The organism is Paenibacillus nuruki (assembly GCF_963311185.1).
In the GTDB taxonomy this organism is placed as follows: Bacteria; Bacillota; Bacilli; order Paenibacillales; family Paenibacillaceae; genus Saccharibacillus; species Saccharibacillus nuruki.
Window position 1 is genome coordinate 1,497,034 of record NZ_OY725677.1, and the last position, 24,549, is coordinate 1,521,582.

General features: G+C 38.2%; 18 protein-coding genes and 1 pseudogene. 18 read left to right on the plus strand and 1 reads right to left on the minus strand.

Annotation, left to right across the window (positions count from 1 at the left end; all coding sequences use genetic code 11):
- Positions 1 to 175: 175 nt before the first annotated feature.
- The 15 genes and pseudogenes from RCP16_RS06730 to RCP16_RS06800 all read left to right on the plus strand — a co-directional run bounded on the left by RCP16_RS06730 (position 176) and on the right by RCP16_RS06800 (position 17,130).
- On the plus strand, positions 176 to 1,891 hold the full coding sequence (locus tag RCP16_RS06730; protein ID WP_308641956.1) for an NAD-dependent malic enzyme: 1,716 nt from the start codon (positions 176 to 178) through the stop codon (positions 1,889 to 1,891).
- A gap of 106 nt (positions 1,892 to 1,997) precedes the next feature.
- Complete coding sequence (locus RCP16_RS06735; protein ID WP_137221734.1) at positions 1,998 to 2,960, plus strand: AEC family transporter; 963 nt, start codon at positions 1,998 to 2,000, stop codon at positions 2,958 to 2,960.
- A gap of 179 nt (positions 2,961 to 3,139) precedes the next feature.
- On the plus strand, positions 3,140 to 3,484 hold the full coding sequence (locus RCP16_RS06740) for a hypothetical protein (protein WP_273594105.1): 345 nt from the start codon (positions 3,140 to 3,142) through the stop codon (positions 3,482 to 3,484).
- Positions 3,481 to 3,984 carry a GNAT family N-acetyltransferase gene (locus RCP16_RS06745; protein WP_308641957.1) on the plus strand — a complete coding sequence of 168 codons (504 nt, stop codon included), beginning with the start codon at positions 3,481 to 3,483 and terminating at the stop codon, positions 3,982 to 3,984. The genes RCP16_RS06740 and RCP16_RS06745 overlap by 4 nt, the downstream gene beginning before the upstream one ends.
- Before the next feature lie 19 nt (positions 3,985 to 4,003).
- Entirely contained in the window at positions 4,004 to 4,657 is a 654-nt protein-coding gene (locus RCP16_RS06750; protein ID WP_308641958.1) for a hypothetical protein, read from the plus strand.
- The gene (locus RCP16_RS06755) at positions 4,658 to 5,497 is read left to right on the plus strand and encodes a S66 peptidase family protein (RefSeq protein ID WP_308641959.1); all 840 of its coding nucleotides are present in this window, start codon (positions 4,658 to 4,660) and stop codon (positions 5,495 to 5,497) included.
- Between the two features lie 325 nt (positions 5,498 to 5,822).
- Entirely contained in the window at positions 5,823 to 6,338 is a 516-nt protein-coding gene (locus RCP16_RS06760; protein ID WP_069327138.1) for a hypothetical protein, read from the plus strand.
- A 164-nt stretch (positions 6,339 to 6,502) separates the two neighbouring features.
- Positions 6,503 to 7,657: pseudogene (locus RCP16_RS06765) on the plus strand (FAD-dependent oxidoreductase).
- Between the two features lie 50 nt (positions 7,658 to 7,707).
- Positions 7,708 to 8,376, plus strand: coding sequence for a TetR/AcrR family transcriptional regulator (locus tag RCP16_RS06770; protein WP_137221743.1), 669 nt, complete (start codon positions 7,708 to 7,710; stop codon positions 8,374 to 8,376).
- Between the two features lie 175 nt (positions 8,377 to 8,551).
- Positions 8,552 to 9,469, plus strand: a complete 918-nt coding sequence (locus tag RCP16_RS06775) for an NmrA family NAD(P)-binding protein (RefSeq protein WP_308641960.1) — start codon at positions 8,552 to 8,554, stop codon at positions 9,467 to 9,469.
- A gap of 129 nt (positions 9,470 to 9,598) precedes the next feature.
- Positions 9,599 to 10,768 (plus strand): sensor histidine kinase, encoded by a 1,170-nt coding sequence (locus RCP16_RS06780; RefSeq protein ID WP_308641961.1) that lies wholly within the window; start codon positions 9,599 to 9,601, stop codon positions 10,766 to 10,768.
- 10 nt (positions 10,769 to 10,778) lie between these two features.
- Complete coding sequence (locus RCP16_RS06785) at positions 10,779 to 11,432, plus strand: response regulator (RefSeq protein WP_308641962.1); 654 nt, start codon at positions 10,779 to 10,781, stop codon at positions 11,430 to 11,432.
- A 211-nt stretch (positions 11,433 to 11,643) separates the two neighbouring features.
- Complete coding sequence (locus RCP16_RS06790; protein ID WP_308641963.1) at positions 11,644 to 13,173, plus strand: efflux RND transporter periplasmic adaptor subunit; 1,530 nt, start codon at positions 11,644 to 11,646, stop codon at positions 13,171 to 13,173.
- Positions 13,166 to 16,279, plus strand: a complete 3,114-nt coding sequence (locus tag RCP16_RS06795) for an efflux RND transporter permease subunit (protein ID WP_308641964.1) — start codon at positions 13,166 to 13,168, stop codon at positions 16,277 to 16,279. Before RCP16_RS06790 ends, RCP16_RS06795 begins: the two co-directional genes overlap by 8 nt.
- A gap of 113 nt (positions 16,280 to 16,392) precedes the next feature.
- Positions 16,393 to 17,130: a TetR/AcrR family transcriptional regulator gene (locus RCP16_RS06800; protein WP_308641965.1), complete on the plus strand. Its 738-nt coding sequence runs from the start codon at positions 16,393 to 16,395 to the stop codon at positions 17,128 to 17,130.
- A gap of 73 nt (positions 17,131 to 17,203) precedes the next feature.
- Here RCP16_RS06800 and RCP16_RS06805 read toward each other — a convergent pair whose 3' ends face one another.
- The gene (locus tag RCP16_RS06805) at positions 17,204 to 18,049 is read right to left on the minus strand and encodes an AraC family transcriptional regulator (protein ID WP_273594096.1); all 846 of its coding nucleotides are present in this window, start codon (positions 18,047 to 18,049) and stop codon (positions 17,204 to 17,206) included.
- 173 nt (positions 18,050 to 18,222) lie between these two features.
- On the opposite strand from RCP16_RS06805, the gene RCP16_RS06810 reads away from it, so the two are divergent.
- The 3 genes from RCP16_RS06810 to RCP16_RS06820 all read left to right on the plus strand — a co-directional run bounded on the left by RCP16_RS06810 (position 18,223) and on the right by RCP16_RS06820 (position 24,506).
- Positions 18,223 to 20,274, plus strand: a complete 2,052-nt coding sequence (locus RCP16_RS06810; RefSeq protein ID WP_308641966.1) for a beta-galactosidase — start codon at positions 18,223 to 18,225, stop codon at positions 20,272 to 20,274.
- Between the two features lie 219 nt (positions 20,275 to 20,493).
- Positions 20,494 to 23,637 (plus strand): GNAT family N-acetyltransferase, encoded by a 3,144-nt coding sequence (locus RCP16_RS06815; protein WP_308641967.1) that lies wholly within the window; start codon positions 20,494 to 20,496, stop codon positions 23,635 to 23,637.
- Entirely contained in the window at positions 23,634 to 24,506 is an 873-nt protein-coding gene (locus tag RCP16_RS06820; protein WP_308641968.1) for an amidohydrolase family protein, read from the plus strand. Before RCP16_RS06815 ends, RCP16_RS06820 begins: the two co-directional genes overlap by 4 nt.
- Positions 24,507 to 24,549: the final 43 nt, after the last annotated feature.

Here is a 24,549-nt window from a genome sequence, read left to right on the forward strand (position 1 = left end):
ACAATTTAAAAATGTAATATTTATATTTATCATAGTTTTTATCAATGATTAAATTATTTATGATAGAAAATGACCTTTACAATATGTCAAAATGATACTATTATTAATAGTGTAATCACGATTTAGACACAAAAAAAACACATATATGACAATTTTACGAAAGAAGGAAATACAAATGAACGCTTTTTATCTTGATAATGATGGTTCTATTAAAACGATTCTTAAAGGAAAAGAAATTTTAGCTAACCCTATCTTAAATAAAGGGGTTGCTTTTACAGCAGAAGAACGAACAGATTTGGAACTGAACGGAATATTGCCTCCAATGATCTTAACGATTGAAGAACAAGTGAACCGTGTATACGATCAGATTAGCAGTGAACCGAATAACCTTCGCAAAAATACAATGTTAAATGATCTATATAATCGCAATGTTGTTCTTTACTATCGTCTACTGAGCGAGCATTTAAGTGAATTGCTTCCTATTGTATACACACCAACCGTAGGACAAGCGATTCAAGAATACAGCCAACAGTATCACAAACCAGGTGGTGTCTATCTTTCAATTGATCATATGGACGGAATAGAAGAAGCGTTCCGTAATACAGGCGTACAACCTGGAGATATCGACCTGATCGTGGCCACTGACTCTGAAAGTATTTTGGGTATTGGTGACTGGGGTGTAGGTGGTATTAATATCGCTATTGGTAAATTAGCTGTATATACCGCTGCTGTAGGTATTGATCCTAGTCGTGTGCTTGCGGTTGTTTTGGATGCAGGGACGAACAATCAGAAATTATTAAATGATCCATTATATATGGGTAACCGTCATGAAAGAGTACGTGGAGATAAATACGATGAGTTCGTCGATCGTTATGTACAAACAGCTATGAAATTGTTCCCTAACGTCTTATTACACTGGGAAGACCTTGGCAATGTAAATGCACGTAATATTATCGAAAAATACGGCGATCAGATTTTGACATTTAATGATGATATTCAAGGTACAGGCGCAGTTACTTTAGCAGCAGTTATGTCAGGTCTACAAGTAAGTGGTACATCACTGAAAGATCAACGTGTATTGGTATTTGGACCCGGCGCAGCAGGCATTGGGAATGCTGATCAAATTCGTGATGCGATGATGAAAGAAGGATTGTCACAAGAAGAAGCAGAAGGTCGCTTCTGGGCATACGATTATCGCGGTCTATTAACAGAAGAAACAGAAAATGTATTTGCTTTCCAAAAACCATATCTTCGCCAAATGTCTGAAATTGCAAACTGGGAAACAGACGAAAATGGTAAAGTAAGCTTGCTTGAAGTCGTGAAACAAGTCAAACCTACGATTATGATTGGTACTTCAGGCGTAACCGGAGCATTTACAGAAGAAATCATAAAAGAAATGGCAAAACATGTAGAACGTCCTATGATTATGCCGATGTCGAATCCAACATCACTGGCTGAAGCAGTACCAGCTGACTTGATCGCATGGACAGACGGCAAAGCATTGATTGCTACAGGTAGCCCATTTGAATCGATTGAATATAAAGGAACGACTTTCGAATTTGGTCAATCCAACAACGCTTTTGTGTTCCCGGGTCTTGGTCTTGGTGCGATTGTTGCCAAAGCTAATATATTCACCAAAGGAATGTTTACAGCGGCAGCCGATGCTGTTGCTCATGCTGTAGATTCTTCAGATCTAGGAGCTCCACTATTACCTAGAGTAAAAAATCTACAAGCAGTATCATTTAATGTTGCTGTAGCTGTTGCCAAAGCCGCTATTCAAGATGGTGTTGCACAAAATACTCCAACCGATATCGAACAAGCTGTCAAAGACGCAATGTGGCATCCCGTATATAGAACTGTTAAATCTACAGAGATGACGCCAGTAAGCTAATTATTGCTTTGTTACCATCGCATCACTCTCAGATTGTCTATCTAAAGCAGATAGGCAGTCTGCCCTTTACAGGGTAGATTTGAAAATATAATGGAGGTCCTACAACATGTCAGTCGGTCATATTTTTATTATTTTAATACCTATTTTCTTTGTTATTATTCTTGGATTTTTGGGCGGTCATTTTAAAGTATTCAATTCCGCATCGTCCAAAGGTTTAAATACATTAGTGACCAAATTTGCACTACCTGCTCACCTTTTTATCGGAATTACTACAACAAGTAAACAAACGTTAATCGATAAATGGCCTTTTTTTATCACAATGTTTTTAGGAATTATCGGGTTTTATGTAATTTTGCTATTAATCCTAAGACTTGTGTTCAAAAAAGATTTAAATAGATCATCTATTTTCTCCTTAAATGCGACTCAACCTTCTTTCGCTTTTATGGGTATACCTGTACTTGGAAGTTTGTTTGGAGCTGCTGAAGTTGCTATTCCGATTGCGATTACAGGTATTGTTGTTAATGCGTTACTTGATCCAATCGCAACTATTGTCAGTTCTGTAGGTAAAAAAACACAAGCAGGGCAAAAAGATGGACATCCTGAAAACTTGCTCAAACTGACTGTTCATTCGATTTTACATGGTCTTAGAGAGCCGCTCGCCTGTGTTCCTTTATTAGGGGTTGTGCTTACGATGTTTGGATTCCATTCTCCTGAATTGCTACAAAGTTCACTTGATCAAATTGGTAGTATTACATCCGGTGCGGCACTATTTGCAATTGGTGTAACTATTGGTCTGAATCGTATTCAATTTAGTGCGAATGCTATCAGTATTTCGGTATTAAAAGTAGTCGGATTGCCTATTTTAACGTATGTATTAGCTTTAGCATTTGGATTATCTTCAAAAGATATTACGATGGCTGTATTGTTGGTATCTTTCCCTGGATCAGCAGTCGCCGCAATGATTGCGTCTCGCTTTGAAACGCTTGAAGTCGAAACAGCTTCTTCTTTTGTTATTAGTTCCGTTTTATCCTTAATTTCTTTACCTATCTTAATCTCGATTTTATTGTAAAATGTGTTTTTTTTAGATCATACATTTTAATTTTAAAATAAATTTTAAATCAAAGTCGTTCGCTGAAAGATTTCCGGTGAATGGCTTTTTGTTTTGCATATTGATAATTGAACGTTGAATTTATAGATTATTCATATGAAAATAGAACAATAACGAAATGATATTGTGAGGGAGCAAATATGAATCAACGACAAGCTCAAAAAATCATTCCTGCTACATGGATTATGATCGAAAAACAAAATAACTCTACATCTGATTACATATTATATGCGATAGATTGGAAACGCAAAGCTAGATGGAGCTGGGAAGGCTGGAATGATTTAGCGGATCTGTTGCAATTTAATATTCCTGTCCGAAGAAAGTTAGGCAGTCCAAACTATTCTTCACAACCCTGTGCTAAAATTGCTAAAAAAGCTATAGTTCTACGTATGAATGAACAACAATATGATGGGTTTGAGACGTTGTTGTATAAACCTTTTTCCAAAAAGAAATGGAATTCTTTCCTAAAGGAGTATCGCCAATGAATTCATCGCTAAGTATTCGAAATTACACAGACAGTGATCAAGAGCAAGTAGTACAGCTTATTCTTCATATTCAGCAACAAGAATACAATATACCAATTACTAAGGAAGATCAGCCAGACCTATTATCCATTCAATCTTTTTATCAAAAAGGGAACGGTAACTTCTGGGTGGCTTGTGATGGTGATCAAGTAGTGGGTACAATTGCTTTGTTAGATATAGGGAATCAACAGGTCGCTCTTCGCAAAATGTTTGTCCATTCTGATTATCGAGGAAAAGTGTGGAATACAGCTACATTATTGCTACAACAAGCCATTTCGTGGGCAACCCAACAGCAATTAACGCATATATATTTAGGCACAACTCTACAATTTATAGCTGCCCATCGATTTTATGAAAAAAATGGCTTTCAAGAAATAGAAGTAACCCAACTACCTGCTTCTTTTCCAGTAATGCAAGTGGATAAAAAGTTTTATCAATTATCCGTCACAGCGAATTCGTAATAAGAAAAAGGAGATAGCTATGGATAGATTGCAAGGTGGTCCTTTTTTAGAAATTAGCTTTCTAATGTTTGAATCTGAATCTATTCAAGTCATATTAGATAAATTGTGCGATCTTCCAATAAAGATAGAAATGCACATGACTACTGACCTTTTGCAAGTTTTTCATAAAGGATATCTATATGATGAACAAGACTCTAATAGTAAAAGAATTCATCAATTATGTGTTCCTCTTAATGTTCATACATCTAGGACTCTTCAAAGCGATCTTTATATTCAACGTATTGCTAAAAACAGTTTATGTTTTTCTATGTGTTTTTATGGTTGCTCAGAAGATGTACCTGAATGGAATCAAATAGGTATTAAAGATTCTGAATTAGATGAATTTACAGCTTTACTTGTACAAATCTTTGAAAAACTAGAGTTTGTTGCTGGAGTTGTTGCTATAGAAAATGATGCGACATTCCTGTTTGATTCTAATCAAGAATATCCACATCAAGATTACGATTTAACGCAATTAACCATACAATCTATTTTACGTAACATGAATTCCTTTTATAGTATAGTGGTCAATAAAGAAATCAGTAAAGATTATACAAATAAACAAGTAGAACAATTAGACAAAGGAATTCGTATCAATACGTCTTTACACTCAACAGAGAGGAGCAGTACATAAATGACACTGCAATTGAAATCTGGAGATACAGTAGCATTGGTCGCTTGCTCGGATCCTATCTCACCTGATCGCCGAGTACAGATTAATGAATTGATCGGATATTTGCAACAGTGGGGGCTTCAAGTTGTCGAATCTAAAGTATTGATGCAACCCCATACTATTCAGGCTTCCCAAGAAAAAGCCAATGAGTTAAATCGTTTATTTGCTGATCCGCAGATCAAAGCTATTTTTGATATCTCTGGCGGCGACCTGGCTAATGGCGTACTTCCACACCTTCATTATGACCGGATTCGTATAGCACAGACTGCTTTTTTTGGGATGAGCGATCTGACTGTTGTTCTGAACGCTATTGTGCATCAATCTCATATTCAGACGTATCATTATCAAATCATGAACTTGGTCAAAGAAAAGGGTGCAGAACAACGACAGCAATTTTATCGTACCTTTTTTGAAGGAGCTTCGGATTTGTATGATTTCGATTTTGATTTTGTTCAGGGTGAGAATCTAAATGGCGATGTGATTGGAGGCAATATTCGTTGCTTTTTAAAATTAGTCGGCACTCCGTATTTCCCTGAGGTTTCGGGTAAAGTTATTTTATTGGAAGCATGGAGTGGACGTGCCCATCGAATCATCTCTATGCTGGATCAAATGGATCAAGTCGGTATATTCGCTACATGTTCTGGAATATTGTTAGGAACATTTACTGAAATAGAACAACATCATGAATGGGATCTTATTCAACAGCATCTTCTAAAGCTAACAGCCAAAAAGCCGATTCCGATAGTGAAATCGACCGGAATTGGACATAGCAGCCATAGTAAATGTATTATTATCAGTTAATAGCACATGATTACAGCTTATTTAAGAAAGAATAAAGGAGTATCAGTATTTCTTTGTTCTTTTTTGAATATATACTTTAGTGCATATTTTGTCTAATATTCATAGTTTATACATAACAATTTCTTCGCTTTAAGCCGATTATTGTAAATAAGAGTCTTTTTTTAAGAGTAAATATGCTAACAATGTACTTAAAATGGTTAAGTTATAACAAAATACTTAAATAATGCGTTTAACTTAAAGCGAATTTACTACTTACGGTACTAAAAGATTGTATTTAATTTTACTGATTTTAGTAAACGTATTCAGTAACTTAAAGGAGACAATAATGATCTATTTTGTGCGAAAAAACCAAGTAGAGAAATTACCAGAAGGTGAAGCTGAACTGAATTACTGTTTAAAACAGTTGCTTGAGAACAATGAAGCGATTTTGATTGACCGTATGCCGGAAGATTTGCAAATGCAAAGTATGCATCTGTTATTGAGTAATCCAGCCTTTGTAATGGTTAATATTCAGGAATCGGTTCAGGAACGATTTATTCGTTCTCCACTTAAAGGGTTTTCGAGTGATGTATATGAAGAGTCATTATTACTTGTGACTTCCTATGTACAAGACTTGCAGTTAGAAATTGAAAAAGGCGCTACGGCTCTGGCTAGTTACCAAAAAGGTGAACAAGAAGGCATGGTGCGTGATGGATTACGTAAAGCACTTATTGATCTTGGCGAACGCCGGGAAATCATGTCTATTATGCTTCAGGAAATTCGCTATCGTCTAAGTGAGCAAGCCAAACAAGAGCATACTCGTGCTACAGAACGTTTTTCTGGAGACGAATGGAATAGTTAATGGATATAAAAGAAGTCTGTGTAGATTAAACTACACAGACTTCTTTTGATTACAAATTTATATCGTACACTTACTGCATTTAACGAACACTGTACTTTACGAACGATGTTCGTTATGATATAACTAATACAAGTTAATCTGTTAAACATGGAGATGATATTATTATGCAAAAAGCAAACGAAAGAAAAATAGCTATTATTGGTGGAGGACCTGGGGGCTTGACGTTAGCCGTTATTTTACAAAAATATGGTGTCAAAGCTACTGTTTATGAAAAATCTTCTTTTCAAGCTAATAACCAACAAGGAGGTTCATTAGATATTCATAGTGAATCTGGACAGCGAGCATTACAAGAAGCCGACTTATTTGAATCATTTCAAGCTGTTGCTCGTTATGATGGAGAGGACTTTAGACTTTTTGACAAAAAAGGAAAAATGTATTTAGACGAAATAGCAGAAGATCATGGTTCAGATCGTCCCGAAATCGACCGGGGTGTATTATGTGAAATGATATTACAAGCACTTGACCCTACTTCTATACGCTGGAATCACTCATTAAGCCATGTTGTTCCATTAAAAGATGATCTGTATGAACTTCATTTTGAAAACGGGAATGTGGAAACCGCTAATCTTGTTATAGGAGCAGATGGAGCATTTTCAAAAGTTCGTCCTCTTCTAACAAAAGCCAAAGCAGAATATACAGGTTTGAGTATGGTAGAAGTTCATATCAAAAATGTGGCTATAGATCATCCTGAGCTGTCTAGCTTTAATCGTCGTGGTAAAATGTTTGCACTGGCAGATCACAAAGCAATCATCGGTCAGTTAAATGGAGATGGAGATATTCGTGTGTATGCGAGCTTTCAAGTAGAGCAAGAATAGTTAGATCAATTCGGTTTTTTATGGGATCAACCTGATATAGCAAAACAAAAATTGCTAAGTTATTTTGAAGATTGGGATGATTCTCTTCAAAATTATATCCGTTTAGCAGAAGGGAAAATTCTTCCAAGACGCATTTACATGTTGCCTGTAGGATTAACGTGGGCACACCGAGCAGGAGTTACATTAATTGGAGATGCAGCACATCTAATGTCTCCTTTTGCTGGTGAAGGTGTGAATCTAGCAATGTTAGATGCTACCGAATTAGCACTGTCTATTGTACAGCATAATGATTTGAGTATAGCTGTTCAAAGTTATGAGCAGAAAATGTATGCTTACTCTGGAGAAGCGGCTAAAGAATCGTATGAAAACTTACAGCTTTGTTTTGGTGATCAGGCAGCTTCTCGATTAGCAGCATTAATGAATCAGTATCATCAACAAGCATAAAAAAGTACTCTAGGATTTACTAATAAAGTTAAACATGTTATAAGGAAACTATGGATAATACAAATCGAATTATAATTAGTCGTCGTACCAGACCTGCTAAAGACGCACTTAGTCGTGAAATTATTGTAAAGACTGCTTTTGAATTGTTAGCAGCCGAAGGCTTGTCCGGCATGAGTATGCGCAAAATTGCTAAACATTTAGATACAGGCGCTTCATCACTGTATGTGTATGTCAAAAATATTCAAGAGCTTTACAGTTATGTAGTTGATTATGGATTGAGAGATGTAATATTGCCTGAAGGGCGACCGAACTCTTGGAAAAGTGAACTAGTCTCTCTATTGAATTCTTATCTTAACGTTTTGTATACATCTCCAGGAGTAGCGGAACTTGCATTAACAACGATCCCAATCGGCCCTTACTCTTTAGCAATCAACGAATATATATTAGCGCGTTTGCAAGCAGGGGGAGCACAGGCGAAGTCAGCAGCATGGGGAGCAGATATGTTACTTTTATATGTCACCTCAGTAGCTTTTGAACAATCTTCTCGTGAGCAAAAAGGCATGACTCTTCAATCGATTCGTGATTCTTACCAATCATTAGATGCAGTAAAATATCCAATGCTTGTTCGCTTAAATGAGGAAATGTTCTCAGGTGACGAAGAGAGATTTCAATGGGGATTAGAAGTGATCTTACAAGGAATCCTGCACAATCCAAAATAATAAAATGAAAAGTTATCTTCCTTTGGGAATGATAGCTTTTTTATTTAACGATTGTAGAAAAATTCTTATCGTTAATAATTTCTAATAGATTCAACAAATGGTAAAATGAACTATACATAATCTATAAAATACGGAACAACAAATAAAAGGTTATTACACTGAGGAGGATCTCTACATGGTACCGGAACATTCAACGATTTTAATTGCAGGCAGTACTGGTGATCTGGGCGAACGGATTGCCAAAGCATTGGTTCATGAAGGAGCACATGTGCGGGCATTGATTCGCCGGGGCACTTCATTATCGAAGATGGTACCTTTAGAACAACTAGGAATCGAAATCTTAGAAGTCGATTATACGAATGCAGCAGAAATGAAAGCAGCTTGTACAGGCGTATCCTGTGTAGTATCTGCTCTAAGTGGACTAGAAGATGTGATTATCGAGATACAAACTTTACTACTGAATGCAGCTGTTGAAGCAGGCGTTCCTCGCTTTATTCCTTCTGATTACTCGATGGACTATACCAAGTTACCTGTAGGATCAAATCGCAATTTGGATTTACGTCGTGATTTTATGAAAAGACTGGATCAAGCACCGATTGCAGCCACTTCTATTTTAAATGGAGCATTTGCAGATATGTTAACAGGGATGGCACCTATCGTTCTTTTCTCACATCGCCGAATCCTTTACTGGGATGATGCGGATCAACCTATGGATTTTACAACCAAAGACAATGTAGCTACCTATACAGCCAAAGCAGCATTGGATAACTCTGCTCCTCGCTTTTTACAGATTGCAGGAGATCAGATCAATGCACGTCAATTGACGGTACTGATGAGCAGATTAAGCGGTCAACGATTCCGTTTGCTCAAAGCAGGAAGTCGAGGATTGTTGGAGACATTGATTAAGATTGCACGTAGTTGTTCTAAGCCTTCAACCGATTTGTATCCCGCATGGCAAGGGATGCAATATGTTCATGGTATGTTCAGCGGATTAGGTAAGCTTGAACAGATTGATAACGATCGGTATGCCGGAATACAATGGACATCTGCCAAAGACATATTAGCTGATCATATCCATTCATCTCATGTATAAATGAATCACTTATAGCTAGAATAAGTTGTATTTATCGCTTTATTAAATTTTGCAACGTACATGCCCGAAAGTACAATGTCCTGATCTGAGCACCTGTTATACTGTAAGAGGCTTATGAAAGGGGGCATTATGCAAAAAAAGTATCTGAGTGAGATAGCGTTAGAACTACGTAAACCGGTGATCGTGTGGATTCTGATGGTTCATATTGGAACTACATTATTAGAAACAACGTCCCATAATAGTGTGCTTCATATTGTGATAGCAAGTCTGGGTATTTTGTGCTTTATGTTTTTGAATTGGAAAGTAACCTGGTTTATTCAAAGAGAATTATGGGTGTACTATGTATTACAAAGTGCTATCCTTCTCATGTCTGTTTATTTTATGAATCAAGGATATTATTTAGTCATGATTGTGCTGTATCCGATTATTATTGGACAATTACTATATGCTCCGTATAAGAAGATAACGATAATCATTTCTATTGCGGCTATTTATATAGTATGTATTGCTTATATGAATTATTTAAGCTTTGTTAATTTGCTGTTTTATATTTCGTTGTTTACATTAATGAACGTATTGGTAGGAGGCATTATCAATTTAACGTTACGTCAATTTTATGCTAAGTTACGTACACAGCATTTTTTGAAAGAATTAGAAATCGCTCATCATCAAGTCGAAGAATTAACGGTTGCTAATGAACGTCAGCGTATGGCAAGGGATCTGCACGATACGTTAGCACAAGGATTAGCCGGATTGATTATGCAATTGGAAGCGATTGATGCCCATCTCTCTTCGAATAATACCAAAAGAGCACATGAAATTGTTCATTTGTCTATGAGCGGTGCACGTCACACATTAGCAGAAGCTCGCAGTGCGATTGATGATTTGCGTTTGCATACCGAATTACAAGTGAATTTTGCTGAGTCTGTAGAGAAAGAAGTAGATCATTTCCTTTCCTTAACAGGTATCCCGATACAAAGCAATATAGTAACCCCTATAGAAGTATCCCAATTGATCTATGAACATAGTATTCATATTATACGTGAATGTTTGACCAATATTATCAAGCATGCTCAAGCTCACCATGTAGAATTGAACATTTCGTATGATGACCATCATTTGGTAATGGATATTAAAGATGATGGCATTGGATTCGATATGCGTCAGATCGGTTCATTTAGTGGACATTATGGTCTAATTGGCATGCAAGAACGTATCCGTATTGTACAGGGTACATTAGAAATAACGAATCGTATACCTCATGGAACTTCTGTGCATATCGAGATTCCTTTGAGATGAGGAGAATAGTATGAAATACAACGTATTGATTGTAGATGACCATTTTGTCGTTAGAGAAGGACTTAAGCTTATCTTAGAGACGAGTGAACATTATCAAGTGATTGGTGAAGCAGATAACGGCAAAGTGGCTATTCAGCTGATTGAAGAGCTTCGTCCGGATGTGATCTTAATGGATCTAAATATGCCGATTATGAATGGAATTGAAGCGATCGAACAATTGCAAGCGCAGAACAATACGATTCCTGTCGTTATTCTGACCACTTACAATGAAGATGATCTTATGATCAAAGGCTTAACCATAGGAGCGAAAGGATATTTGCTCAAAGATACCAAACGTGAGCATCTTTTTCGTACATTAGACTCGGCGATTCGAGGCGAGACCTTGTTACAACCTGAAATTATGGAAATTGTGTTTAAAGCCAAACATGATGTTGCACCCAAAAAGCCAACCAGAAACAATTTGCTTCCTTCTTTATCAGATAAAGAAAAGATTGTACTCCAAGCAGCTGCACATGGACATCGTAGTAAAGAGATTGCTTTTGATATGGGTATTGCCGAGCGTACTGTGAAAGCTCATCTTACGAATATTTATAATAAGCTAGGTGTCGATTCACGAGCACAAGCTGTAGCCATAGCAGTAGAACAAGGGCTTGTGCATATTTAAAAAAAGACACATAACCCCTAAAATATAATTACATGTAGAACACATCACTTTGTTGTAGAGATGTGTTCTTTTTTGCGTTGTAATAAATTCTGCCCGAAAGGGCATGATGTGCATGTACGATTGGACGATTCGACAACATATTATCTTTGTTAGGATAAGCACAGAGAAACCACAACTATACTGGTGTTGAGATAAGAGAGGAACATGATCAATGAATAGAAAAGGATATTTTGCAGGTATAGCTATACTACTTGTTATCAGTCTAACTGCTTGTTCTACAGACTCTTCGACAATTGCTGTGAATACAACAAGTAGCAATGTAACATTTACCACTATTCAAAAACAAGCACTTAATGTGAATTACAATTTATCAGGCACATTAACTGCTTATACAGAAACACCTATTACTTTCCGTACAGCTGGAACAGTGACATCGGTTAAAGGTGAGATCGGACAACAGGTAAAGAAAGGTGCTGTACTGGCTACATTGGATACAGCTGATCTGAATTTATCATTAGCAGATGCGAACCAGTCTGTGGCTGCTGCTCAAGCCGATCTGTCCAGTGCCAATGCTTCTTTAAAAGATGCTCAAGCCGCTAAGCAAAATGCAATGGCTACAGTATCTTCTGCCAACGCTCAATTAGCCAGTGCTCAAGCCAAAATCGATAGTGCGCGTGTAAGCGAGCAAAGCGTATTGTCTGGAGCACGTTCGCAAGAAAAAGCACAATCACAAAATGCTGTGAACAAAGCACAAACCGCTTATAATCAGGCAAAAGCAGAAGCGACCCGCTCGCAGACGTTAGCAAGCAACGGCTTACTTACGCAACAAGAGAATGAACAAGCACAGACGGCTCTAGCTGATGCGACAGATAGTCTCAAAGACGCTCAAGCCAAGCTTTCATTAACACTAGAAGGTGCAAGTGATTCAGAACGTGCAGATGCAGCTTCTGCTGTCACCCAAGCACAGACAGGAATCGCTAGTGCACAAGCAACGATAGAACAAGCCAAAGCAAGTGTAGCCCAAGCAGAAGCAGGTATTGCTCAATCTCAAGCAGGAGTCGACAAAGCGAAAGCAAGCTACGATCAAGCGATCACAGCCAAAAATAAAATTGTGTTGAGTCTTTCCTATACCACCTTAAAAGCACAAGCCAGCGGTGTGATTTTAGAAAAAAATGTATCTGTCGGTCAGACAGTGAGTGCAGGTTCAAGTGGTGGTGGCGCTATGGGCGGTTCATCCGATCCATTTGTAATTGGAGAAACCACACGTTTGAAAGTTCTACTCCCTATAGCTGATAGCGAGATCAGTCAATGGAAAGTAGGGCAAGAAGTAAGTGTAAGTCTGTATGATGATGTACGCACAGGCAAAGTGACCAAGTTATATCCACAAACCAATGAAAGTACAGGTTCAATCAATGCAGAAGTCACTGTAAGTAATACCAAGCAAGATTGGAAACCGGGACAGGTGGTCAAAGCTTCTCGTCAAGCAACGACGCAAAAAGGAATACTGTTACCTGTAGAAGCAGTGATTAGTACAGGAGATAAACCCTATGTATTCAAAAATATCAAAGGAAAAGCTGTTCAGACTTTTGTGACTGTAGGCGAGTCCTATAACAATCAGTATGTGATTAAAAGTGGACTTCAAGTTGGAGAACAAGTCGTTGTACAGGGAGCAGACCGTTTATTTAATGGCGATACTCTGGCTACACCAAAGAATGCTCAAGAGGTAACTGCTCATGATTGAGTTTTTTATAAGAAAACGTAAAGTTACTCTATTGTTTTTTGTTTTACTTATTTTGTATGGTGTCTATTCAGGGATAGGGTTACCTCGACAATTACAGCCCGATGTGGTGGTCAAAACAGCAATGGTTACGACCACTTATGCAGGTGCTTCGCCAGAACTGATGGAGCAGACTGTGACTGAAGTACTTGAACAAAAGATCAAAGAAGTGACTGATCTCAAAACGATCTCTTCAACTTCAGGAAATGGAATTTCAACGATTACGGTACAAGCAGAAGATAAAGCCGATGCAGAACAGGTATGGAATGAATTAAGACGTAAAGTTGAAGATGCTCAATCCAGCTTACCTACAGATGCAGATGTACCGATCGTCAATGATAATTTAGCACAGAGTTTTGTACAGTCTTTTGCTATTTATGGTAAGACCAAAGAAGATGTCTATGCGTTAAATGATCTTATGAACACATGGAAAAAGCAGCTTCGTGCGATTCCCGGCATTACTGAAGTAGCGATTAAAGGACTACCCGAGCAAGAAATCAGTATCGAAGCAGATACGAATAAGCTGAAACAATATAATATTTCATGGGAAACAGTATTACAAGGGATTCAATCCGAAAATGATCGTATTCCTGTCGGAAATCTAACGTATGACAATCGCATGTATCAACTCAAAGTCGATAAATCAGATGATTATAATACGATCAAAGAGATTTTGATTACTCAAACTGAAGCCGGTATTCCGGTCTATCTCAAAGATGTAGCTGATGTGAAAATGGTTCCTACCACAGAATCGTATCTCAGTTACTACAATGGTGTTCCATCGATCACTATGGATATCAGTAGTCAAGCAGGTTCAGACGTTATCAATATGAACAAAGTATTATCCGCTAAAATGACCTCTTTAGAGAAAACATTACCTTCTCATGTGAAAATCGAGTCTTTATTTGCTCAAAATGATGAAGTTGAGCGAATATTTAACGATTTAATACGAGAAATGGCGATCGCTATTATTGCGGTTATTCTGATCTGTACATTAGGTATGAACTTACTTACAGCAGGCTTTGTAGCTCTCTCTATTCCTATCTCTATTGCTCTAGGATTGATTGCATTACCTCAAGCTGGTATCACGTTGAACCAGATTACCATTGTAGGTCTGATTATCGTGCTGGGGATTCTGGTCGATGACGCAGTCGTGGTCAATGACAATATCGAGCGAAGGCTATCAACCCTTGGAGAAAATCCAAAAGAAGCATCAGTGCGAGGTACCAAAGAAGTCGCTGTTTCTATTATTACGGCTACACTTGCAACAATTTCTGCTTTTGTGCCATTGATGTTATTACCGGGCGACATGGGTTCATTTATCCGACCGATTCCAGTGATTATTTCATTATGTATGCTTGCTTCGATGATTATGTCGTTAACGATTATTCCTATTTTCCGCGAATGGTATGAGAATCGACAAATTGAAAAAGGGAAACGCCATGTAGATAAGCCACCGGGTCTGTTAGGTAAGCAAATTCAGCTATTAACGAATGGCTATGCTTTTCGCTTAATGCCAGGTCTACTCAAACGTCCATTAATGGTGGCTCTGGTAGGACTTGTAGTTAGTACAGCTGTATACGGACTTGCTGCATTGACACCTGTTGAGTTATTTGGCACATCCGAAGAACCTCAGATTTCGGTAGATATTGATTTGCCTTCAGGAACTTCACTTACAGAAACCAATAAAGTGACTGAAAATATTGCGAAATGGGTGAAAAAACAGCCGGATATTGATAAATTAGCGTACGCTGTAGGTGGCGCGGCTCCCAAGTTATTTAATAGTACGGGTGGATCAGGTAATGGCGCATCTTCAGGTCAGATTCTAGTCACAGGGCAACATGGGATGAATGTTGATTCTACTGTAGAATTATGGTCAGCCGCATTAAAAACAGAATATCCCGGCATTCAAATTTCGGTAAAAGGTGCAGCACTCGGGATTCCAGTAGGAAAACCTATTTCTATTCGAGTGACAGGGGATCAATTACCAGAACTACGTAGTCTGAGCGATCAGATCAAGCAGATCATTTCAGAATCTCCGGGTACGTACGGGATTACAGATAGTACAGGAAATGATAGTTATACTTTAGATTTCGCCGTAAACAAGCAAGCGATGGATCGCTATCAAGTGACTTACAAAAACTTAACTCAAACCTTATTAATGATGGGTAGTGGATTTACTGTAGGAGATTTTGATAATGGTAGTGATTTGATTGATTTGAAATTATATATCAAAGATTCACGTAACAGCAGTCCGAATACATTGTTGCAACAGGTGAATATTACGAATTCCGCAGGTACACAGATTCCATTGTCTCAAATTGTAGAGATCAAGCCGGTATTCTCGATTCAACAGATCAATCATTATGATCTTAAACGTGTGAATACGATTGAAGCTGAACTAAGTGGACCGACCGCAACAGAAGCGATGCAAGATATTAGACCTAAGTTAGAACAGATCCAGCTTCCTGAAGGATATACATGGGAAGTAGGCGGGGAGACATCAAGCCAGAGCGATACGTTTAAAGATTTAGGTGCATTATTTGTCGTCGCCATATTTATTATTTTCATCCTGATTACGATGCAGTTCTATTCCTTATTGATTCCTTTTATCATTATGACAACAGTCTATTTAGCAGCGGCAGGTGGAGTACTAGGGCTATTTGTAACACAGACACCGATCGGATTTATGGCGGTCATGGGTATTATTGCATTAGCCGGAATTGTAGTACGGAACGGGATTGTATTGATTGAATTTATAGAAGATGCAAGACATGAAGGTATGGAACTAACAGAAGCGATTATTCTAGCTGCTTCAGCACGTTTCCGTCCGATTATTTTAACATCATTAACAGCTATTGTGGGTATGATTCCAATTGCAACTGTAGGAGAGTTATTATTCCGTCCACTAGGTGTCGTTATTATTTTCGGATTGGTGTTCTCAACGGTATTAACACTATTCGTTGTACCAGCGTTGTATATGGTAATGGCTCGTTATACTGACAAACGAATGACTTCTAAAATAGAACGCAAAAACAAACGGTTAGCCAAACGTCAACAGTCGATGTAATTACAATACTTTATTGCTATCCTAATCATATACTTCTTAAAAAAGCATTTATGTATAGATAGTAGCTAAATATGTGGTTACTATCTATGCGTTGGTGCGAAGGAGGTTAATAGATGAATAACACCTATACCATGGTTCAACAAGCCAAACTGCTATTTTTTGAAAAGGGATATGATGCTGTTTCAGAGCAAGATATTATGCATATCTGTGGTCTGAAGGAAAAAGAATTTACAAACCACTTTAAAGATAAAGATCATCTGTTTAGTTTAATTTTAGATACAATGTGTCAGGATATAGATCATCTTATTTTCACCAATTATACAGATCCTTACTTGATCCCCGAGCAGAAAATAATAAACTATATGCAAAGTTATATGCAGTATCTAGATATGGTGTATACTCATTTGCATCAAAGTCATGTTGGGAAAGAAAATGTATTAGATCATCCAACTATTCATCATGCCTATCAACGGTTAGAATACAGTCTGAGTAGTGTACTGCTAGAAATGATGAATACTGTCTTATATGAGCTAGATGATATTAATCTGTTGCAATGGAACAAAGACCATTTGAATCAACAGATCCAGCAGTCTAATCATGTACTATTGTTTCAAGCATTGGATATTCAACAAAGCCTCTATAATTCGAAAATATCTGTGCATACCGATCAGCTCACTTTAGAAATGAAGCGTGTAAAGTGGCGTGAAATCATGCAGACAGAGCAAGCAATAATGAATAGCCAAGATCGATGTCTATTGATTAAGACGTTACTCCATTGTATAGAGCAACATCCTATCGTTATGCTTGATTCTTTTGCAGGTACAGAGCAACGTTCTTATGAAATGCATTGAGAGTGATACCATAGATTGAACAAAAAAGGTGCTGAAGATATTCGGCATCTTTTTTATACATATCATGTTCTTATCAAGAATCCCAACTTAACCTAAATTGTTCAGGCGTGAGATCAACGACTTTTTTGAAGCAATGAATAAAATAACTACTCTGCGAAAAGCCTGACTCCACAGCAATATCTTGAATCGTTTTATTCGTAGACAGTAACAACTTTTTGGCATGTAAAATTCGAGATTCTAGCAAATAAGCAGTAGGCGTGACACCCATGGATTGATGGAATTTGCGAGAAAAATAAGGCACACTGTAACCTGTGAATGTAGCAATTTCTGTGATCGATATAGATTGTGTACAGTGCTCACGCATATAATTGGCGGCTGCATGAATGCCTGGTAATGAAGGATCTTTGGGCAAGTGGAGGGAGACCGCTTCTTTACTCATATGCAACAACATTTCGTATAGAATAGCAGAAGCACGTATTTCTTGCTGAAGATCGAAGTTGCGACCTAGCGATAATAAATCATCCATCCGTTGATTCAATGTTTCTATATGATGATGTTCAAATAACCAGACTTCACTAATGCCCCGATTACCCAATAAAGATTCGAGTGCCGAAGCAGAAAAGTGAACCCAACGTATATCCCATGGATCAGAAGGATCGGCTTGATAGCGTTGTGCCAGTTCAGGACCATATAAGAATCCATGACCTGCACTCAGCTCATATTTCGTACCTTGACTGTATACATAACCTTTTCCTTTCACAATAAAGTGCAGATTATATAACTGGTTTAATTTGAAATCACTGCTTTGAGCTGGACGATCTACGGTATGAGAAGCATGGTTCTGATAACCACCTATAAAGTCTGGATAACAACTATAATGCGGAAATGAAGGATTGGGAAAGAAAATATGTTCTCTCATCGTTACGTCCTTTCATATGAAATGAATGCTATGCTACGACCTATTTTATAGTAACAGCAGTTATATCGTAAATCCATAATCGCAAAATAGTGTTATCAGGATAATTACTCGTTATATACGGATACGCTCAGTAGACTTAAAATAAGACTATCCAAACAGTAGAGGTGATAGTCATGAACAAATCGATTCAGCTAGATTCTTTGCAATTAGGGGTATGTTATTATCCTGAACAATGGTCGGATTCCTTATGGGAAGATGATTTTAAACGAATGAAACAGATGAACCTTTCTCATATTCGAATCGGAGAATTTGCATGGAGTGTATTTGAACCACAAGAAGGAGTATACTATTTCGATCTGTTTGATCGTGTATTAGATCTAGCTCAACAATATGAATTGAAAGTGATTATGGGAACACCTACAGCCACTCCGCCTGCATGGTTAACTCATAAATACCCTGAAGTATTGAACGTATCCATCGAAGGTGTTACATATCAGCATGGTATGCGGAGACATTACAATTATAGTAGCCCCAAATACAGAGAATTATGTGCAAATATTACCCGTCAAATGGCAAATCATTTCAAAAATCATCCGGCTATTATAGGTTGGCAGATCGATAATGAACTAAACTGTGAAATTAGTGAGTTCTATGCAGAAGCAGACCATATCGCATTCCGTGAATGGGTACAACATCGTTATCATACGTTGGAAGCGCTTAATAAAGCATGGGGGACTGTATTCTGGAGTCAGACGTATACAGATTGGGAGCAGGTGTATTTGCCACGTCCTACTGTATCCCACTCTCCCAATCCGCATCATGTCTTAGATGAAAAGCGGTTTATTTCAGACAATACGATTGCATTTGCTCGTATTCAAGCAGAGATTTTGCGAGAAGTCGCACCGCATCATTGGATTACGACTAATGGATTGTTTGGTCATTTGGATACTCATGCCTTAACAGAAGAAATGCTCGACTTTTTCTCATATGATTCGTATCCTCAATTTTCAACGATTTCCGGAAATAACGAGCACAAGCCGTTACTGGATCGCAAATGGAGTCAGAATCTAAGTGTTGTGCGTAATATATCTAATAATTTCTGTATTATGGAACAGCAAGCAGGGCCGGGTGGCTGGGTGAATCGTATGAATATGCCTGCTCCACGTCCAGGTCAATTGAGACTGTGGACATACCAATCTGTACTGCATGGTGCAGATCTAGTCATGTACTTCCGCTGGCGTACAGCTACATTTGGTACAGAGATATACTGGCATGGTCTCAATGATTACCATAATCAGCCTAATCGTCGTATTGCAGAAGCCACTCAAGTAGGGGAAGAATTTGTCTCCATCGGTGAAAAGATTGCAGGTACAACGTATCAAGCCAATGTTGCTATTCTCAAAGATTATGATAATGATTGGGATGGCGAATACGATATCTGGCATGGCCCTTTAACCGCTAAAAGTATTAATGCATGGTTCAAGCAACTTCAGTATCAGCATATTCCAACAGATATCGTTTATTTGCGTCATCAGACATTAGAAGAACTACAACGCTATCAATTCATCATTTATCCGCATGCGGCGATTATGTCTGAACAGACAGCGATGTTATTAACTCAGTATGTAGAAGCAGGGGGAACACTGATCTTTGGTGCAAGAACAGGATACAAAGACTTGAATGGTCAGTGCCGGATGGCGCCTATGCCAGGGCCTGTAGCTTCTTTATGTGGTATCTCTGTAGCTGATTTTACTTCTATTACAGGTACGATTGAAGCTCCGGGACTGCTCTGGAAGCATAATAACAAGCAGATCGAACAATCCGCAGAACTATTTAACGATATTTTGCACATTCAGCATGATGATGTAGAAGTATTAGCTACCTATACTTCGTGTTATTACGAAAATGCTCCTGCATTAACCAAGCGTTCACAGGGGCAAGGTCAGGTGTTGTATTATGGAGCAGCTTTTAATGAAGCAGTTGTAGATGAATTGTTGAGTCTATTGGATATTTCTTCACCGCTTGTCGAATGGTTAGAATTACCGGAGCAAGTAGAAGTAGGGATTCGTCAGAATGAACATGCAGACTATGTATTTTTGCTTAATTACAGTGATCAACCGGCTCCTATCCATACTAAAGTTCCGCGTACAGATATCTTAACAGGTACAACCATAGATGGAGCCACGACTATACCGGCTTATGGCGCGATGATTTTACAGTCTTAATTTGAAATAAGTCAAAAACCTCCTGATCATGAGGAGGTTTTTTGTTGCTCTGATTTGTAGGAGTTATCACATGAATAGTATGATCATTCTCAAGCTTTGCTTATGCAGTGAACCATAGTATTATAAAAGACAATTAGACAGAAAGGAGCGACAGCTGTATCTTCATTTAATCGTAGCTAGTAAAATACGGATATTTTATCTAATAGAGGAGCCAGAACAATGACCCAAATGGATAATATTCAAATAGTAACTTATGAACCACGCTTTGCTGCATCGATTGCAGAAATGTGGAATGCCAGTCATGAAAGTTGGGGTGGTGATAATACTGTTCAGACCGAACAAATGATTTTGAAAGAACACCACAATCATACACATATTGATATCTTTTTAGCAGTAGTAGCAGAAGAAGTCGTAGGATATTGTAGCTTTTCTCATTATAAAGAAGATACAGGTGCTTTATACATTCCTTTACTTAATGTACGTCCAGATTATCATGGACATAAGATCGGCAAGCGCTTGGTCTTACGAGCAGTCGAAGAAACGTTACAACGTGGATGGCCACGCTTAGATTTGTATACATGGCCGGGGAATATCAAAGCCGTTCCTACGTATAAAAAAGCAGGCTTTTTCTGGGAACGTCGGGATGATACTACACATCTTATCAATCTTATTCCTTCGGTGTTACAGACACCAGCGGTACAGTCTTACTTTGAACATATGGATTGGTATACAGATAGCACTCGTGACATTATAACCGAACCGGATGGACGGCAAGAGTATGGATTTGATTATTTCACCTATCAGTGGAGTAAAGACGATCTACACCTCAAAATGGAATATGAACGCACAGGACGCGGACTGCGACTGATTGAAACGAATGATTATAAGATTCAAGCAACGATCCCTGTTGCGCATGGATTGCCCTTTGGAACAGAGTATCCGATTGTCTATGAAATCATTAACAAAACAGGTAAGCCCTTATCGCTTGAGATCCGATCAATCAGTAACAGCGCGGTATCGTTTGACTTACAAGAATCGAAAACAGTAGACACCCACGCCACTATTGAGGGACAGTTTCAGATTATGCCGATTGAAGAAGAGCAAGACCTTTTCCAGACGCATCCGGTTGTCGAAGCCGAGTTAGTCATTAATGGGAAGTCTGCTATATTCAAGATCGGAGTCGAACCTAAATTTCCAGTTCGCTTAAAATTACAAGCGCCTCACCGCATGATCATGGTCGGCGAAGAAGTACAATTAGAATTAACAGTAGAAAATGAATACGATCAAACCGTAACTTATTATATGAAATGTCCAGATGACGATATCTTATCTTTTCAAAATGCTGAGATAGCTATTGAAGTTCCAGCTCGATCACGTCAATCGGTGACACTGACAGCAACACTGCTTAGCTATGGTATCTGGCATCATTCGATTTCTATTTACAAGGAAAAAAGCTATACAGCCGATTCCAAAGTTCTTGACCAATACATAAGTCTTGTATTTTCAGGGATCTCCTCTTCTTTTGGAGGCGAGACGGCTGAAGATTGGGTTATTTCTAACGGACAATACCATGTCTGCTTGAACAAAATAAACAATAAGCTTGCTATCTATAAAGGGCTAGAAAGTATTACCCAACTGTTCCATCCCAAATTTGGATTACCTTACAAAAATGAGTTTCAAAAAGATCGTGCTTCTAAAGTCACTTTCCGCCAAGAAGAAGCGATGATTCTTGAAGCAGAATATAATCTGGAAACGCTCCATATCCTTTTGACAACTGTTGTAGAACTATATCCAAATGGTATCGTAAATCGATATTACAAAGTGAAGAATACGAGTGAACAGGAAAGAACCGAACCTTTATTTTTAAAAGAACATTTCCGCCTTGCGCTAGAAAATAGTATTATTCCTTATCGACATCAGTATATCCATACAGCTAAAGGTTCTGACGCTTCGGCTACAGATTACTGGGAAGTTAGCGATATTACTGAAAATTGGTTGTTCTCATATACCCCTCATGCAACCTATGGTGTAACATGGTCAGCCGATCAGACATTGATTACAGATCATTGGTTATATGCATTAGAACATTCGCTATCGCTTAGCAAGCTTGGAGAACAAGTCGAAACGCCTGCGCTACAGTTAGCGATTGGCACATGGAATGATTGGCAAGACTTTCGGACATTTGCTTTACAGAAAAGCTCAGCAGATACATTAATAGCAACTTCATCTCTGGAGCTAAAAGTAAATCAAGGCAATCCATTTGTACAGCAATCACTACATGTGGAGATTACAGAACACAAAAATGTGATACTAGAGGGTACGCTATCGATTGCTTCACAGTTCAATAGTGTAGAGCCGAATCAATATGAGCTTGATAGAACATTAGAACTGCATGATTTCGAGGTGCAACTTCCTTTACAATCAGCTCACGAAATAGATGTGCTGAGATTACAACTGGATATGGACTCTTATATACTGGAAGAACAGCGCTTAGTCTTTCCAGGATCTGAACAAGCGATCACGCAGGAAATTATCTCCACAGAGCATGGAGATATTCATACAGTGCGCAATGGTGTACTTGAATTTCAAGCCAGTCAATCTTTTGCACCGACTGTATTTTCGCTGAAGTATCATGGGGTCGAATGGTTAGATTCTTCATTTCCACAACCAGTTGCTAAATCATGGTGGAATCCATGGATAGGTGGGATGACATTAGAAGTTCATGGTCTATCACCACGTACCTTGTTAGAAGAAGAACGCTCTGTTGAATTTACAGAAATCAAAGATAATTTAGGAAATGTATGGTCAGGTATTTGTATTACGGTTCATATTCAGAACAATGTAAAGTTAAAAGGACTGTCGTTCCAGCAGTATTATGTTACGCTTCCAGGGGTTCCTGTCCTGTGTAACTTTATTAAGCTTGATCAACATACAGGAACTACATTATCACCATTTGGTGCGAATCATTTTAGCTTTTACAAAGTCAGTGAAGAGATCAAAGACGCCAAAGCTTATATTAAAAATACAGTCCAAGAAGATGTGATCTACAAAGCGGGAAAAGTGCAGTATGAGACAGAAGTCAAAGATAGAATCATTCGCTTTGGATCTAATGAACGGAAAGAAAAGTTACTGTTTGTTGACCATCCAGAAAATGAATCTTGTGCTGTGTTTGTGAATACGCATTTAGTGGCTTCTGTTGCTATCGCTAACCTATTTGCTAACAACAATGAACAGGTATGGGGCAAACCACAATTTTATATCATTTCAGATGCCGAGATTCCAGATTCAACATTATCAGATTTATTCAATATTCAATTCGATGTACGTGATGCAAAAAATGATTCAGAAGGGAGTCCATCATGAAAATCATAGATGCCCATATTCATTTTTCGGAAATAGAATCTTTTTATGATACAGCTGAGACATTAGCTTCAATTGACTATAGTCAACAAGGATTATTGGATGAATTTGTACGATCAGGCGTAGTCGCTGCTGTTGGCATGGGCGTGACAGAGACTTCTGCTGGTGGTTTTCCGGATACAGCGGCACTTAATCCGATGTTATTGGATCTAAAGGATGAAATGCCAGATAATCTATTTACTTGCGTGGGTATTAATCCAGTGACATTGCATCAAGAAGGTCAATTGGAAGCACTAGAGCAATCTTTGCAGTCACAACAAGTGGTAGGGATCAAGTTATATGCAGGGTATTATCATTATAATGTGGGTGATGCTATCTATGATCCGGTGTATGATCTTGCGCGTAAGTATGAACTTCCGATCGTTATTCATGGAGGACTGACTTATTCGGATCATGGACTGCTTAAATACTCACATCCCTTATCGATGGAAGAAACGTTCCTTAAGCACCGGGATATTACCTTTATGTTATGTCATTTGGGTGATCCGTGGGTGATGGACACCGCAGCTCTACTTGAGAAAAATCCCAATTTATATGCTGATCTATCCGGTTGGATTGTTGGAGATAGCTCTAAAGTGTACCGCCTGATGGGTGAACAAACCTATGTGGATCATTTCAAGCGTGCTATCGTGTTTGCTGAAAAGTATGATCGGCTTGTATTCGGTACCGACTGGCCGTTAGTGCCTTTAGATGCTTATATTGCTTTTATCAAAAATCTAATTCCTGAAGCGCAATGGGAGAATGTATTTTATAATAATGCACTTGAAGTCTTTCCCAAGTTGAAAAGCTGGATAGAGTCGCAATCAATCTAATCATAAATCAAAGCGTGTACTTTTATGTCAAACATCGACATGG